Source organism: Actinocrispum wychmicini (assembly GCF_004345645.1).
In the GTDB taxonomy this organism is placed as follows: Bacteria; Actinomycetota; Actinomycetes; order Mycobacteriales; family Pseudonocardiaceae; genus Kibdelosporangium; species Kibdelosporangium wychmicini.
In genome coordinates, this window is the sequence record NZ_SLWS01000009.1 from 298,148 (window position 1) to 314,665 (window position 16,518).

The window sequence follows — 16,518 nt, forward strand, 5'->3', positions numbered from 1 at the left end:
GGGTACTCCTCTTTCCCGTTCTCACCGGACAGGACTCACCCTACTTTCGTGGGTGGCGCGACGGTTCGCCGAGAAATCACAGTGTCCTTGTTCACTGAAGGTGTCCGTGTCAACACGGACGGCTTCACCCCCCTGCGTGAACGTGAGGTTTGCTGATGACTCTCCGGAAGAATCTCGCTGTGCTCACCGCGGCGTCCGCGACTGTGCTGGTCACCGGACTGTGCACCCAGGCAGCCGCCGCGCCGCTCACCGACCAGGCCGCCGTGGACCAGGCCACCCAGCTGGTGACCCAGCTCGGCACCGCCACGGGCGGGTTCCATGTCGCGAACGGCAAGACCGTGGTGAACGTGCTCGACGACAGTACGGCGCGACGAGTGGTGGCGGCCGGACTGACGGCGAAGAAGGTCACGCACAGCTTCACCCAGCTGGCCGTCGTGAAGGACGCGCTGGACGCGGTCCACAACGTCCCCCAGACGTCGTGGGGCATCGACACCAGCACGAACCAGGTCGTGGTGACGATCTACTCGGCCGCGTCACCGTCCGTTTCGGACACCGTGACCGCCGCGGCCGCGAAGTTCGGCGACACCGTGCGGGTCGAACACCTGACCGGCAAGCTGGAAACGCACATCGCCGACGGCGACGCGATCCAGAACAACTCAGGCCGCTGCTCGCTCGGGTTCAACGTCAAGCAGGGCTCGACGCCGATGATGCTGACCGCTGGGCACTGCACCAACCTCGGCGGCACCTGGCGCGGCGGCAACGTGTCCGGCGCCCGAATTGTCCGCAGTGACTGTCCTGGCGCCGACTCCGGCCTGCTGACCCGGCCCAACGGCACCGGTCCCGGCCAGATCAACACCGGCCAGCGGATCACGTCCGCGCGCGCTCCGTTCGTCGGCGAGCGGATCCAGAAGATGGGCTCCACCACCGGTGGCGGCAGCGGCACGGTCACCTCGGTCGACCAGTCGGTGAACTTCGACGTGGGTGTGCTCAACCACGAGTTCGGCACCACCGCGCACACCGACCACGGCGACTCCGGCGGCCCGGCCTACGACGGCTCGATCGGCCTGGGCACGTTGTCCGGCGGCGACACCCGCACCAGTTTCTTCTACCCGCTCACCCGCGAGCTGTCGATGTACGGCCTGACGCTCGCCTGATCACCTGAGTAGTTCTCACTGTGGCCGGATCGGACCGATCCGGCCACAGTGACATACGCGGACCGACGTTCGGCTCTTGTGTCGGGACCGGATTGTGAGCAGCTTCATGATTCGGGGGGCTTCGATGGGAGGTCCACATGGCGGCGGCCGTGACCGAGGGCACCGCGAAGTTCGGTGACCATCAGACCTGGTATCGGATCACCGGTGAGCTCTCGTCGGACCAGGCGCCACTGGTGGTCCTGCACGGCGGCCCCGGCTGTGTGCACGACTACCTGCTGCCGGTGGCGGCCATCGCGGAGACCGGCCGGCCGGTGATCCACTACGACCAGCTCGGCAACGGCCGGTCGACGCACCTACCGGACAAACCGTCGGATTTCTGGACAGTCCAGCTGTTTCTGGACGAATTGCAGTCCCTTGTGGACACTCTGCGGATCGCCGAGGAGTACCTGGTCCTCGGCCAGTCCTGGGGCGGCATGCTGGCCGCCGAGCACGCCACGTTGCGTCCCGCCGGCCTGCGCGGCCTGGTGATCTCGGACTCGCCCGCGGACATGCGACTGTGGTCGGCCGCGGCCGCCGAACTGAGAGCGGCGCTGCCACCGGGAGTGGACGACACGCTGCGCGCCCATGAGGAGGCGGGCACCACCGACAGCGAGGAATACCGCGCCGCCATGCGGGTTTTCTACGAGCGGCACGTCTGCCGGGTGGTGCCGTGGCCGGACGAGTTCGAACGCACGCTCGCGGCGATCGACGAGGACCCCACCGTGTACTCCGCGATGAACGGCCCGAGCGAGTTCCACGTCACCGGCAGCCTCCGCGACTGGTCCATTATAGACAGACTGGGCGCGATCGACGTGCCCACCCTGATCATCAGCGGCGAGTTCGACGAGGCCACCCCGGCGACCGTACAGCCCTATCAGGACAACATCGCCGACTCCCGCTGGGAGATCCTGGCGAACTGCAGCCACCTCCCGCAGCTCGAGGACACCGAACGGTTCAACACCCTGGTCGCCGACTTCCTCGACTCGTGCGACCACTCTGGGGGAACGACATGAGCGAGCACACCGAGAAAGCCACGCCCAGCCCGGTCGACGCCGACCGGTCGGCCGAGGAACAACTTCGGAAGTTCGGCTACAAACAGGAGTTACAGCGCGGGCTCAGCCTGCGGGACCTGATCGTCTACGGGCTGGTGTTCATGGTGCCGATCGCGCCGTTCGCGATCTTCGGCATCGTGTTCAACGCCTCGCACGGCATGGTGCCGTTGACATATCTGATCGGCCTGGTGGCGATGTTGTTCACCGCGCTCAGTTATCGCGCGATGAGCCGGGCCTTCCCGGTCGCCGGGTCGGTGTACTCCTACGCCGGCCGCGGCATCGGGAACTCCGCCGGCTTCATCGCGGGCTGGGCGATCCTGCTGGACTACCTGCTGGTGCCCACGTTGCTGTACGTGACCGGCGCGGTCGCCCTCGCCGCCGTGGTGCCCGCGATCCCGCAGTCGGTGTGGGTGGTCATCTTCGTGGTCTTCAACACCGTGGTGAACCTGGCCGGCATCAAGATCACCGCCCTGGCGAACCGCGCCTTTCTGATCGGCGAGATGGTGATCCTCGCTTTGTTCGTGGTGATCGCGGTGATCGCCGTCGCCCAAGGGAAAGGCGGCGCGCACTGGTCGCTCACCCCGTTCTTCAACTCCGGCCAGTTCTCGCTCAGCCTGATGTTCGGCGCCCTGTCGATCGCTGTCCTGTCGTTCCTGGGATTCGACGCGATCTCCACGATGTCCGAGGAGGTCGCCGGCGAGTCGAAACTGGTCGGCCGCGCCACCGTGCTGTCGCTGTGCATGGTCGCCACGCTGTTCGTGATCCAGACCTACCTGGCCGCCCTCCTGGTGCCCGGCCAGACCGAGTTCGCCACCGAGGACGCCGCCAACAACGCCTTCTACGACATCAGCGGGCGCGCCGCGGGCCACTGGATGCTGGTGGTGACCGCGGTGACCGCCGCCCTGGCCGCCGCCGTCGCGAACAGCCTGGTCGCTCAGGCGGCGACGTCACGCCTGCTGTACTCGATGGCCCGGGACGGCGCCCTGCCCAGGTTCCTCTCGCACATCAGCCCGCGCCGCAAGGTGCCGGACCGGGCCGTCCTGCTGGTCGCGGTGCTGAGCCTGTTCCTCGGCCTGGTCTTCGTGGGCCAGATCGCGTTCCTCTCGACGTTGGTCAACTTCGGCGCCCTGGTCGCGTTCCTGCTGCTGCACCTGTCCGTCGCGGTGTACTACTTGATCAAGCGACGCGAACGCACCTACGGCATGCACCTCGTGGTCCCCGCGGTCGGTTTCGTGATCATCGCGTACGTGCTCTACAACGCCGACACACCGGCGAAGGTCGGCGGCCTCATCTGGTTGGCGATCGGCGTGATCCTGCTGCTCGTCCGCAAGGCGATGGGCCGCGACACCACCATCAACCTGGACGAAGCCGAGGGATAGCGGCTGACCAGCGCACTCAAGCGGTGCCAAAGAGTTGCCAAGGGCTGGTGGGGCAGCCTGGGGGCACTTCGGTGATCCGCTCGAGCGAGCGTTGGTGCGATGGGAAACTTGAGTCAGCAGGTCTTGTTCGATCTTTCCCCGGCGCAGGAACTTGTCTGGTTGCACGAACGGCTGTCGCCCGGGAGCCGGGCCTACAACTTCGTCGCGGTCCTGACTATGCGCGGTGTGCTGGACGAGGACGCGTTGCGGCTGGGGATGACGGCGATCCTGCGGCGGCATCCCGGGCTTCGGCTCGAACTGGTGGCCGGCGGGACCGGCCGGCCTCGGCAGCGGGTCGTGTCGGACTGCCGGCTCCGCTACCACTCGGTGGACCTTTCCGCCGAATCGGACCCCGACACGTCGTTCGACCGACTGCTGCGTGACGAGGCGGATCGGGAGTTCGACACCTACCAGGCGCCGCTGGTGCGATGGTGCCTGGTGCGCGTCGCCGCGGACGAGCACCGGCTGGTCCACTCCGAACACCACCTGATCCACGACGGCCGGTCGTTCCTGGTCCTGATGCGGGACCTGTTCAGCGCGTACCGGTCGATCGTGTCCCACGAACCGTTGGCACAGCCCGACCCAGGGTCCTATGTGGACTATGTGGCGATGCGGCTGGCCGAGGGGAACTCGGCGGAGCGGGCGCGAGGGTTGGAGTTCTGGCGGGCGGAACTCGACGGGGCGACCTTCGAGACGCCGTTGCCCGGCCTGATGCGGGGCACCCCGGAGCGGCGCAACCATGGCGCCCAGCTGATGCAACGAATCGAGCCGGCGCTCGCCGACCGGTTGCGGGCCGCCGGAGCGGCCGGCGGACACACCGTGTTCACCACCATGCTGGGGCTGTTCGCCGAGGTGATGCGTCGGCACAGCGGACTCGCCGACCTGGTCATCGGCACTGCCGTGGGCAACCGTCCGGACGGGTTCGAGGACGTGGTCGGGATGTTCGTCAACACCTTGCCGCTCCGACTGAGGATCGATCCGCACGCGCCGGCCGCCGCGTTGCTGGACGAGGTGACCGACGTCGTCATGCGGGTACTGGCGCACCAGGACGTCCCGATCCAGCAGATCACCAGTTTCCTCGGCCAGCACACCACAGGCGCCGACAACCCCCTGTTCAACATCGTGTTCAACCAGGCCGACGACACCATGCCCGACGTCGACGTCCCAGGACTCGACGTGCGCATGTTCGAAGGGTTCACCACCAGCACCACCCGCAACGACCTGGATCTGGTGCTGCGCCCGGACTCCCGCCGGGTGGTCGGCCGCCGGTCCGGACCGGCCGGCATGGACCTCACGTGGGACTACGACACGGACCGCTTCACCGAGCAGACCGTGCGTCTGCTGGCCGACCGTTTCGCCGACCTGTTGCGCGCCTACGTCGACGCTGAGCCGACCACCGCACTAGCCGCGCTCGCAACGGCACAGCACCAACAACTCGCACCCACCGACAACCCGACACTGCTGGACGGCACAACGTCGGTGCCCCGGGCGACCGACGGCAGGGACGAGACGTCGCTGGCGATCGTCAGCGGAGCAACCCGATGGACGTTCGGCGGTCTGGCCGGGCACGTCGAGCGGGTGGCTGCCGCATTGCAGGGCGCTGGAGTGGTCGAAGGGCAACCAGTGGCGGTGCTGTTCTGCCGTGGCTTGGACAGCGTGGTCACGCTGCTCGCCTGCCTGCGCATCGGCGCGGTCTACTGCCCGCTGCCCGCGGCCGATCCACCCAGTCGCCTGGAGGCCCTGCTGCGCCGACTCGCCCCGGCACTGGTGGTGAGCACCGAGGAACTGCGTCGCCGGCTGACCGCCGACGGCCTGCCACCCGTGGTCGACCTGGCCGCGTCCGAATGGCCACGTGCCGCGGATGTCCCACGGGTCAAGGGGACTGCCTCGTACATCATGCACACCTCCGGTTCGACCGGGCTGCCGAAGCCGGTCGTGGTGGGCCGGGCCGCGCTGGCCCACCAGATCACCGCGCTGATCGAGGCCTACCGGCTCGGACCGAACGACCGGGTGCTGGCGTTCGCCCAGCCGCACTTCGACGTCATGCTTGAGGAAGTGCTGCCCACATTGGCGGCCGGCGCCGGCTTGGTCGTGCCGAAGGACGGGCTGCTGAGCGGACGGGACCTGGTCGCCGTGGCGGCGGCCCGTGGGGTGACCGTGGCGAACCTGCCGACCAGCTACGTCCTGACCGTGCGCGACGAGATCATCGCCGCGCTGAGCGACGGCCGCTGGTCACCGCGGCTGATCATCCTGGGTGGCGAACGGCTGCCCGTGGAGCAGATCCGTGGGTTGGTGGACGCCGCCACCGAGGTGGGCACGACCGTCATGAACGCGTACGGGGTCGCCGAAGCGACGATCACTTCGACCGTACACACGTTGACTCGCGACGACAGGGCTGTGCCGCTCGGTCTCGACCTGCGTGGGGTGCGGACCCACGTAGTGGACGTGGGCGGGAATCCGTTGCCGGCAGGCGCTGTCGGGGAGATCGCGATCGCGGGACCGACGCTCGCGGACGGCTATCTGGACGACGAGGCGACTACGGCGGCGCGGTTCGTGTCGGCCGTGCCCTTGGGCGGCCAACGCGTTCTCCTCACCGGCGACCGCGGCTACCGGGACGCCGAAGGGCGGCTGCACTTCCTCGGCCGGACCGATGACCAGATCAAGTTCCGGGGATACCGGATCGAACCCGGCGAGATCAGGTGGCAGCTGCTGACCTGTCCCGGTGTCCGGGACGCGTACGTGACCATGACCGCGGACCACGGACAGTTGGTCGCCTACGTCGAGCCACAGCTTGACCTGGACAGTCGAGAACTGCGCGCACACCTGGCCGATCGGCTCCCCAACGCGATGATCCCCACCGCGTTCGTGCTGATGCCGGAGCTGCCCCGGACCCCTGTCGGCAAGATCGACCGGACGGCGTTGCCCGACCCGACTCCGCCTCCGCCACGCGCGGGCGACGTGTCCCCGTCGTCGGACCTGGAGCGACGCGTCGCCAGGATCTGGGCCGAGGTCCTCGGCCTCGACCAGGTCGGCCGCACCGACAACTTCTTCGACCTGGGTGGGCATTCGCTGCTCCTGCTGCTGGCACACGCCCGGATCTCGGACGAGCTCAAGATGGACATCCCGGTCACCACCCTGTTCCGGTTCCCGACTGTCGAAGCGCTCGCCCGCCGGCTGTCGAACGGTGCTGATCCAGCGCCGCCCGACCACACACGGGTGGTGGATCGGACCCGGCTGTCGCGCGTCCGATCCAGGCGGGATCGGCGGGACCAGTGACCACGCCTTCGTCGGTGCTGGCGGCGGACCACCGCGAACTGGTCGACTCGTTCGCGACGTTCGTCAGCCGCGAACTGGAGCCGCTCGCCGGAGAGTTGGACGCGGAGAGCGACATCCCGCCGCGCGAACTGACGGACTACGTGCGGCGGCGCTCCGCCGCGCTCGGCTTCTACGCCGCTGACTATCCCGAGGAGGTGGGCGGCGGCGCCCTGCCGTTCGCCGCCATGGTGGCGCTCTACGCCGCCGCCAACCGGTCCGGCTGCCGACTGGCGCCGTACGCTCTGGCCGGTTCGGACGGTCCGAGCCCGCTGTTGTTGCACGGCACGCCACACCAGCGCAAGCAGTACCTGGAACCCCTTGTCCGAGGCCAGAAAACCCGCTGCTTCGGCTTGACCGAACCGCAGGCGGGTTCGGACGCCTTCACCCTCACCACCACGGCCCGACGAGTCGGCGACCGCTGGGCACTGACCGGCCGCAAGATATTTGTCAGCAACGCCGAGCACGCCGACTTCGCGGTGATCGTGGCCGCGGTGCGGGAAGCTGGCGAGCGCGCGGTGCCCGCGGTGTTCGTCCTGGCCATCGACGAGCCGGGTCTGGTTGTGGGACAACGGTTCACGGGTATGTCCGGCGAACCGCTGTCCGAGATCGTGCTGGACGACGTCCGGGTCGCGGATGACGCCGTGATCGGCATCGGTGACGCGGCCGTGCTGGAGCACGGCATCGCCAGCCTGTCCCGCGGGCGGCTGGTGGTGGCGGCGATCTGTGTCGGCATCGCCGAGCACGCCCTCGCGCTCGGGCTGCGCCACGCGAGGCACCGCCACAGTTTTGGCCGGCCCATCGGCGACTACCAGCACGTGCAGGATCACCTGGTGCGCAGCCGCGCCGAGGTGGAAGCGGCCGCACTGCTCACCTTCGCCGCCGCCCGCCTGGTCGACGAAGGTGTCGCCGCGCCGGAGAACGCCGCACTGGCCAAGCTGACGGCGTCCACGACCGCGGTCCGCGTCGTCGACCGGGCGGTGCAGATCCACGGTGCGGCGGCGTGGGTGAAGGGACATCCGTTGGAGTTCCTGTACCGGCACGTTCGGATGATGACGATCATCGAAGGCACCACGGAGATCCAGAAAGTCATCATCGCCCGGGCCATGGGCCTCGGCGGTGACCTCGAGAGGAGCAGTGGTATGTCCACCGGGGCAGGCAGGTCATGACACCGGACGACACACTCAGTGTGGCTCGCGGAAGCGAGTTGCCACCCGCGCCGGCTCCGGGCGGGACCATGCTCGAGTGGTACGGCTGGTGGTGTGCGCGAAGCCCGGCGGCGCTCGCCCTCGTGGACCGCGACTCGGTGTGGACGTTCGCGGACCTGGACGCCCTCGCCGAGGAGACGGCGGACCGGCTGAGTGTCCGCGTCCACCCGGGTGACGTCGTCGCGGTGTGCCTGGACCGCTCGGTCGCCTTGGTGACCGTGGCGCTGGCCATCGCCAAGCTGGGCGCCGTCTACCTGCCTTTGGGGTCCGCGCCAGGAGCGCGACGGCTGGACACCGCCCTGCGTTCGCTGCGCGTGACCTGCCTGATCGATCGCCCTGAGCGGCTGTCCCGGAACCGGTTGCTCCTACCTTTCGGGGACGCGGCCGCCGCACGCGTCACCCCGCCGGAGACAGCGGTGTCCGCTCCGGACGGAACCTGGTACGCGGTGCTGACCTCCGGGACCACAGGCGGCCCGAAGATCGTCACGATCGGCGGGTCGTCTCTGGCCAACCTGGTGCGCTGGTACAGCGCGTTCGTCGGGCTACGCGGCGGCGAACGGCACAGCTTGTTGTTCAATCCGGCCTTTGATCCGCACCTGCTGGAACTGTGGTCCGCCCTCGGCTCGGGCGCGGCTTTGTGCGTGGCCCCGGCGGAGTCCGCGTGGGATCCGCAGGCGCTGGTCGAATGGTGGGACCAGGCCGGTGTCACCGTGGGTTTCCTGCCCACGCCACTCGCCGAGGCGGTCCTGGAGCGGCCATGGCCGGATCGGCTTCGCCTGCGCCACTTGAGCATCGGCGGCGACCGGTTGCGCCGCTGGCCGGCCGCGGACGTCACCGCCGAGGTGCACAACATGTACGGCCCGGCGGAGGCCACCGTGGTCACGACCGTGTGTACGCTGTACACAAAGTCGTCCGGGCCGGCCGGACCGCCGATCGGCCGACCCCTGCCCGGCGTCACAGTGGGCGTCACCGATCCGGCCGGCCGCCTGCTCCCCCGCGACGAGCCGGGCGAACTGGTCATCGGCGGGCCGAGCCTGACGCTCGGCTGCGTCAACGACGACAACGCGGCCGCGCGTTTCGCGTCGCCGCCGGCCGGACTGACCACAGTGGACACTATCTACCGCTCCGGCGACCGGGTGGTGATGCGGGCGGACGGTGTCCTTGAGTTTCTCGGCCGCCTGGACGACCAGGTGAAGGTGAGCGGGGCACGGGTCGAGCCGGCCGAGGTCGAACAGGCCCTCGAACGTGACCCCCAGGTCCGCCGGGCCGTCGTGGTCGCACAGTCCACTGAGGACGGATGGACCCAGCTGACCGCGTTCGTCCAACCGAATCCAGGGTGCGCCCCGACCGAGGCGCGGCTGCTCGGCGGGATCCGGGCCTGGCTGCCGGAACAGGCGATCCCGGCGAGCCTGTCCCTGGTGTCGGCCATCCCGCTCACCGCCAACGGCAAGATCGACCGCGCCGCGCTGGTGGCGACCGTGATCCGGCCGGTCGAGGTGGACATCGCCGACACCACGCTGTCCGAGCACGAGGCCCTGGTCCTCCAGCTGTGCCGCCGCCTGCTCGACCGGCCGCAGACCGTGCTGACCGATCGCTTCGTGGACGTCGGCGGCAACTCGCTGAGGACCACCCGGTTGCTCGCCTCGATCGAGACCGCCACGGGCGTCCGGCTGCGGGCGGCGGCGGTGCTGCGCCAGCCTGATCTCGGCGGGATCGTCGCGCTGCTGCAGGCGGAACTGGTCAGCCGCGAGGCGGGCGGGCGATGAGTCACCCGGACGACGACGACCTCATCGCCATCGTCGGCCTGTCGTGCCGGTTCCCCGGCGCGTCCGACGCACAGGAGTTCTGGGCGAACCTCGCGGCCGGCGTCGAATCACACGAGCCGCTGCCCGCCATCGACGAGTTCGACGCCGGTTTCTTCGGCTACTCGGACAACGACGCGGTGCTGCTGGATCCACAGCAGCGGATCCTGCTGGAGACGTGCTGGGCCGCGTTGGAGGACGCCGGCCATGATCCGGCCGGATTCCCTGGCATGATCGGTGTTTACGCGGGTTGCAGCATGACGGCGTACGCCGAGGTGTTGCGGGAGCGACGCCACCGGCTCGCGTTCACCAGCGACCGGCAGATCAGGCTGGCCACCGACATCGACTTCCTGACCACCCGGGTCGCCTACAAACTCGGCCTGCGCGGGCCGGCCATGACGATCATGACGGCGTGCTCCACCTCGTTGGTCGCGATCCACACCGCGAGCAACGCCTTGCTCGCCGGCGAATGCGACATGGCGCTGGCCGGCGGGGTCACCGCCCACCTGTGGCGGCACGCCGAACCGGACGACGAGGGCCTGATCGCCCCGGACGGCCACTGCCGGGCGTTCGACGCCAAGGCGGCGGGCACCGTGTTCGCCGACGGCGCGGGTGTCGTGGTGCTCAAACGGCTGGCCGACGCGCACCGGGACACGGTCCGCGCCGTGATCCGGGGATCCGCCGTCAACAACGACGGCTCGGCGAAGGCGGGGTTCTTCGCGCCCGGCATCGAGGGCCAGGCCAGGGTGATCCGGGACGCGCAGCTGGTCGCGGGTGTCGGCCCGGACTCCATCGGCTACGTCGAGACCCACGGCACCGGCACGCCGTTGGGCGATCCGATCGAGCTGGCCGCCCTCACCGAGGCCTTCCGCGCCGGCACGGCCAAGGTCGGCTACTGTCCAATAGGGACTGTCAAGACCAACATCGGCCACACCGACGCCGCGGCCGGGGTCGCTGGCGTGATCAAGACCGTGCTCGCCGTCGAGCACGGTCTGATCCCGCCCAGCCTCAACTTCGAATCGCCCAACCCGGAGATCGACTTCGACACCAGCCCGTTCTTCGTCGCCACCCGCCTGACACCGTGGCCGAAGCCACGCCGTGCCGGGGTGAGCGCGTTCGGCATGGGCGGCACGAACGCGCATGTCATCATCGAGGAGCCGCCGCCGGTCGAACGTGCCCAGGTCGACCGGACCAGGCCGTGGCGCCTGATCGTCCAGTCCGCCCGTGAAGAGACCGCCCTGGCCGAGGCGTCGACGCTGCTGGCCGGGCACCTGCGTGACCAAACCGAAGTCGACCTCGCCGACGTCGAGTGGACGCTTCAGGTCGGTCGGTGCGCGCAGTCCTGCCGGCACTACGTCGTCGGCACCGACCACGCGTCGGTCATCGAGGCCCTGGGGCGGACGGGCCCGAACCACGCCATCCCTCGACGCGTGGCCTTCGCGTTTCCCGGGCTCGGCGGCCAGCACCCGGGCATGGGGCGGGAACTCTACGCGCACGAACCGGAGTTCCGCAGGTGGATCGACCGTTGTGCGGAGCTCGCCGAGCCACGGCTGGGCGTCGACCTGCGTGCGGTGATGTTCGACAACGAGCACGGGTTGACAAACACGGCAGTCAGCCAGCCGGCCGTGTTCGCGACGGAGTACGCGATGGCCAGGCTGCTGCTGGCGTGGGATGTCCGGCCGGACATGGTTGTCGGGCACAGCCTTGGCGCGTACGCCGCCGCATGCGTCGCGGACGTCTTCACCCTGGAGGACGCGCTGGCTCTGGTGATCGCCCGCGGCGCGCTCCTTGGCACCGTCCAGCCTGGCGCCATGGTGGCCATCCCCTTGCCCGAAGCGGAAGTCACCCCGTTGCTGACCGGTGACCTCACCGTCGCCGTGGTGAACAGCCCCAACCAATGCGTGGTCGCCGGCGCCGCCGAGCCGATCGCGCGACTTCAGGCACGACTCGACGAGATGGCCGTGGACACCCGCCGGCTGCAGGTGCCCGTACCGGCGCATTCCCCTTACGTGACACCGATCGTGGGGCGGTTCGAGGAGATCGTCCGGGCCGTCCCCCGACGGACGCCGACGCTGCCTGTGCTGTCCGAGCTGACCGGAAAGGTGTTGTCGCACAACGAGATCACCGATCCGGCCTACTGGTCCGGCCACCTCCGGCGCACTGTCCGGTTCACCGACGCGCTCGACACGGTCTTCGGCCGTCCCGACACCGCCGTGTTCGAGGTCGGCCCGGGTCAGGCGCTGACCACGGTGCTGCGCAGGCACCCCCATCGACCCGACGGCACCCTCGCGCTGCCCACCATGCCGCATCCGCGGGATGTCACACCGGAACCGGCGGTCCTCCTGTCGGCGATCGGGCGGTTCTGGGCCGCGGGCGGCACGGTCGACTGGGCCGCGCCGCACCGCGAACGGGCACCGAGGCGGATACCGCTGCCGACGTATCCCTTCCAGCGCCGGCGGTTCCGGGTCGACCGGGAAGAAGGCCCGCTGCCGGAAACGACGCCCGCGAAGCCCGTGCCGGCGACCGGCACCAGGTTCGACGCGACCCAGGAACGAGTGGCCGAGGTGTTCCGCCTGGTCCTCGGGGTGGCCCAGGTTGACCTCACCGACAGCTTCTTCGCGCTCGGCGGCGACTCGATCACCGCGTCCCAACTGGTTCGCGCGGTCCAGCACAGCTTCGACCTGCCGGTCAGACTACGCGGCGTCTTCCAGTATCCGACGGTCGCCGGTCTCGCCCGGCACATCGACGAACTCCGGGCCGGCGAAGGAGGACAGCGATGACCACCAGCCTGTGGCGACACGGCGACTTCATGAAGCTGTGGGCGGCCCAGTCGATCAGCCTGATCGGGACGCAGATCACCGCGCTGGCACTGCCGTTGACGGCCATCCTGCTGCTGCACGCGACCCCCATCGAAGTGGGCGTGCTCGCGACCATGCAGTACCTGCCGTTCCTGCTGTTCTGCCTGCCCGCCGGTGCCATCGTCGACCGGCTGCCGCGCATCCCGCTGCTGGTCGTCACCGACCTCTGCCGGGCCGTCCTGCTGATCGCCGTGCCGGTGTTCGGCTGGCTCGGCGGCCTGAGCCTGGCCGTCCTGTACCCGATCGCCTTCCTGGTCGGCGGGCTGACCGTGTTCTTCGACGTCGGCCACCAGTCGTACCTACCGTCCATTGTGGCCGGTGACCAGCTGGTCGACGGCAACACCAAGCTCAACCTGACCTACTCGGTCGCCCAGCTCGCCGGGCCGGGCCTGGGCGGCGTGCTGGTCCAGGCGTTCACCGCGCCGGTCGCCATCCTGGTCGACGCGGTCAGCTACGTCAGCTCGGCCGGCCTGCTGCGCCTGATCCGACACCGTGATGTCCGGACGGCCGACGAACCGCGCGGCAAGATCGTCGACCCGCGCGAACTCGTAAGCCAGACGCGCGAAGGCCTGCGATACGTCTTCCGGCACGCACAGATCCGGCCACTCGCGTTCGCCACCGGCATCTCGAACTTCTTCTACCTGTTCGGCATGACCGGCGCGATCTTCACCCTCTACGCCGTGCGGGAGTTGAGCCTGACGCCCGCGCAGCTCGGCGTCGTGCTCCTGGTCGGCAACGTCGGCGCGATCGCCGGGTCGCTGATCGGTGGCCGCCTGTTGCGCCGCTGGCGGTTCGGGCCGGTGATGGTCACCACCGTGTCGGCCGGTGCTGCCGCCACCGCGCTGATGGCGGTGGCCACACCCGCCAATGCCATGGTGGTCCTGGCGATCGGCATCCTGGTCGGCGAAATCGGCGTGATGGTGTACAACATCGGCCAGATCAGCCTGCGCCAGGCCGTGACACCGTTGGACATGCAGGGCCGGATGAACGCGACCGTCCGGTTCGTGAACTGGGGACCCATCCCGGTGGGCGCGTTCCTCGGCGGCCTGGCCGGTCAGGAACTGGGCCTGCACGCGGTGCTGTGGATCGCCACCGTCGGGAACATGTTGCCGGCGGTGCCGCTGCTGCTGTCCAAGGTGGGCCGGATGCGGACCATGCCCGCACCGCTGCCCGAGGCGACGGGAGCGACCGGTGACTGACAGTGACTGACAATCCGTGGGTGAGCCGCCGGCACAGCAGGCCGGACGCGCCGTTCCGGCTGTACTGCTTCCCGTACGTCGGCGGCCTGCCCGGCGAGTACCTGCGCTGGGACGAGCGGCTGACCGACGTCGAGGTGTGCGGCGTCGTGCCGCCCGGCCGGGGCGAGCGCCTGTTCGAACCCGCCATCGACCGGCTTGACCCGTTGGTCGACGCGATCGTCGCGGCTGTGCCGTTCCGGCCGCCGTTCGCCCTGTTCGGCCACAGCCTCGGCGCGCTCGTCGCATTCCAGACCGCACGGGTGCTGACGGCGGCGGGACGGCCACCGGCGTGCCTGTTCGTGTCCGGCCACCGGCCACCGCAACTGCCGCAGGGCGACGTTCCCATCCACGGCCTGCCGCCGGACGAGTTCCGGTCGGAGATCACCCGGCGCTACCCGGCCGCCCCCGCCGAACTGGTCGCCGACGACGAGCTCTACGGCCACGTGATCGACACCTTCCGTGCGGACCTCGCCGTGTTCGAGACGTACAGGCACGTGCCGGGGCCGCCGCTGCCCTGCCCACTCGTCGTCCTGAGCGGTGTCGACGACGCGTGGACGGCCGACGAACTGAGCGCCTGGCGCGGCCACACGTCGGCGGCGGTCGCGGTGCACCTGATCCCGGGCGACCACTTCTATCTCAGGCACCAGGCGACCAAGGCCGTCGAGATCATCGGCACCGTCCTGAGAGGACTCTCATGACCGACCGCACCGGCTTCCTCGCCGACCTCGTCGTCGGCCGGCCGAGGTGGGACCTGATGGCCCCCTTCCCGACGCCGCCGCCGGACGACCAGCGGGCCGGCGACAAGGTCGTGGCCGAAGTCCGCGCGTTCCTCGCCGGCCGGTTGGACCCACTGGCGGTGGACGAGAACCGTCTGCTGCCGCCACAGTTCCTGACCGACCTGCGGGGCAGTGACTACCTGCGGATGCAGCTGCCCACCGCCGACGGCGGCCTGGGGTTGTCCGACTTCAGCACGTTCCGCGCGATCTCGGCGTTCATGGCCGAGTCGGTGGCCGCGGGCTTCGTGGTGGCCACCCACAACGGCATCGGCCTGCCCATGCTGCTGCCGGTCCTGCCACCGGGCCCGCAGCGCGACCTGATCAGCCGTCGGATCGCCGACGGCGTGCTGTCGGGGTGGGCCGACACCGAGTCCATCGGCGCGGCGAACCGGAGGATGACCACCACGGCGATCCCCGTCGACAGCGGCTACGTGCTCTCCGGCGACAAGATCTTCATCAGCAACGGTCCTGTCGCCGACGAACTGATCGTGGGCGCGTCCACGCCGGGTGCGGAGGACGCCGGGCTGTTCGTGGTCAACACCCGGTCGCCGGGCTTCCGCGTGCGGGCCAGACAAGAGGTGCTGGGGTTACGCGGACTGCCGTTGGGCGCGCTCACGCTGGAGGCCGTTCGGGTCTCCGCCGACCGGGTGATCGTCGGCCCCGGGCGGCACTGGCGGGATCTGCCGCTGTTGGAGCCCACGAGCGCCCGCGGCCGGGTGTATCTGATCTCGTCGGCCGCGTTGGCGATGGCCCGGCGCTGCCTGAAGTTCCAGCGGAACTTCGTCACCCGGCGGTCCGTCGACCACGTCGGGCTGGCCGACTACCCAGCGATCCAGCACCTCGTCGCGACGTCGGTCGCGGACGTGTACGCGATCGACACGGTGACCCGCTGGTGCCTGCTCGGCTCCGACGACGGGACCAACCTGGACGGACGTTTCCTGGACCGGCACGCTGCCAAGAACATCAACTCGCTCGCCTGCTGGCGGGTCGTGGACCGGACGATGTCGTTGCTGGCGGCCGAGGGCGCGGAGACGGCGACCAGCAAACGCCGCCGCCAGGCGAGCACACTGCCGATGGAACAACTGTTCCGCGACGCCCGTGTCCTGCGCATCACCGGCGGTGTCGACTTCAATGTCGCGTTCCGGGGCGCGCGGCTGGCATTGGACCGCTGTTACACGGACGTCCCCCGGCGCGCCGAACCGTCCGACGCGGTCCCGGCTCCCATCGCCGCACGACTGTCAGCCCGCAATCAGGCGCACCTCACGGCCACCACGGTCGCCAGCCGGAACCTCGCCGTGACGTGCCGGGAACTGACCCGCCGCCATCCCGACCGAACCGAGCTGTTCCAGCAAGAACTGATCATGATCCCGCTCGGCATGATCATGCACGAACTGCTCGCGATGTCCGTCGTCCTCGCCCGCGCGGCCACCGAGGACCGCGACCAGCAGTCCGTGGTCGACGTCTACTGCACGCAGGCCCGCAACCGCCTCGCCGGCCTGTGGCGCGACCTCGAAAGGGCCGATGCCGAACCATACCGGCGCGTCACCACGCAGTGGCTGGCCGCGGACGAGAACAGTATGGCGCCGCTCTGAAATGAATTCGGAAACCATTGCGGGACACTGCCTTCACCATTCTTTCGACGGATGACTTCTGTCATGTGC

Annotated in this window: 10 protein-coding genes; all 10 read left to right on the top strand. The window is 69.5% G+C overall.

Annotated elements, in window-relative coordinates; genetic code table 11:
* Positions 1-155: 155 nt before the first annotated feature.
* Positions 156-1,154, top strand: a complete 999-nt coding sequence (locus tag EV192_RS36790) for a S1 family peptidase (RefSeq protein ID WP_132123238.1) — start codon at positions 156-158, stop codon at positions 1,152-1,154.
* A gap of 137 nt (positions 1,155-1,291) precedes the next feature.
* A complete protein-coding gene (locus EV192_RS36795) occupies positions 1,292-2,206 on the top strand; it encodes a proline iminopeptidase-family hydrolase (protein WP_132123239.1) in 915 nt (304 codons plus the stop codon).
* Positions 2,203-3,624, top strand: coding sequence for an APC family permease (locus tag EV192_RS36800; RefSeq protein ID WP_132123240.1), 1,422 nt, complete (start codon positions 2,203-2,205; stop codon positions 3,622-3,624). The genes EV192_RS36795 and EV192_RS36800 overlap by 4 nt, the downstream gene beginning before the upstream one ends.
* 99 nt (positions 3,625-3,723) lie before the next feature.
* Entirely contained in the window at positions 3,724-6,939 is a 3,216-nt protein-coding gene (locus EV192_RS36805; RefSeq protein WP_132123241.1) for a non-ribosomal peptide synthetase, read from the top strand.
* Positions 6,936-8,144 (top strand): acyl-CoA dehydrogenase family protein, encoded by a 1,209-nt coding sequence (locus EV192_RS36810; RefSeq protein ID WP_132123242.1) that lies wholly within the window; start codon positions 6,936-6,938, stop codon positions 8,142-8,144. The genes EV192_RS36805 and EV192_RS36810 overlap by 4 nt, the downstream gene beginning before the upstream one ends.
* Entirely contained in the window at positions 8,141-9,949 is a 1,809-nt protein-coding gene (locus tag EV192_RS36815) for a non-ribosomal peptide synthetase (RefSeq protein WP_132123243.1), read from the top strand. Before EV192_RS36810 ends, EV192_RS36815 begins: the two co-directional genes overlap by 4 nt.
* A complete protein-coding gene (locus EV192_RS36820; RefSeq protein WP_132123244.1) occupies positions 9,946-12,765 on the top strand; it encodes a type I polyketide synthase in 2,820 nt (939 codons plus the stop codon). The genes EV192_RS36815 and EV192_RS36820 overlap by 4 nt, the downstream gene beginning before the upstream one ends.
* Entirely contained in the window at positions 12,762-14,042 is a 1,281-nt protein-coding gene (locus tag EV192_RS36825; RefSeq protein ID WP_132123245.1) for an MFS transporter, read from the top strand. The genes EV192_RS36820 and EV192_RS36825 overlap by 4 nt, the downstream gene beginning before the upstream one ends.
* Before the next feature lie 20 nt (positions 14,043-14,062).
* A complete protein-coding gene (locus tag EV192_RS36830) occupies positions 14,063-14,779 on the top strand; it encodes a thioesterase II family protein (protein WP_165960827.1) in 717 nt (238 codons plus the stop codon).
* Positions 14,776-16,449 (top strand): acyl-CoA dehydrogenase family protein, encoded by a 1,674-nt coding sequence (locus EV192_RS36835; RefSeq protein ID WP_132123247.1) that lies wholly within the window; start codon positions 14,776-14,778, stop codon positions 16,447-16,449. Before EV192_RS36830 ends, EV192_RS36835 begins: the two co-directional genes overlap by 4 nt.
* Positions 16,450-16,518 lie beyond the last annotated feature (69 nt).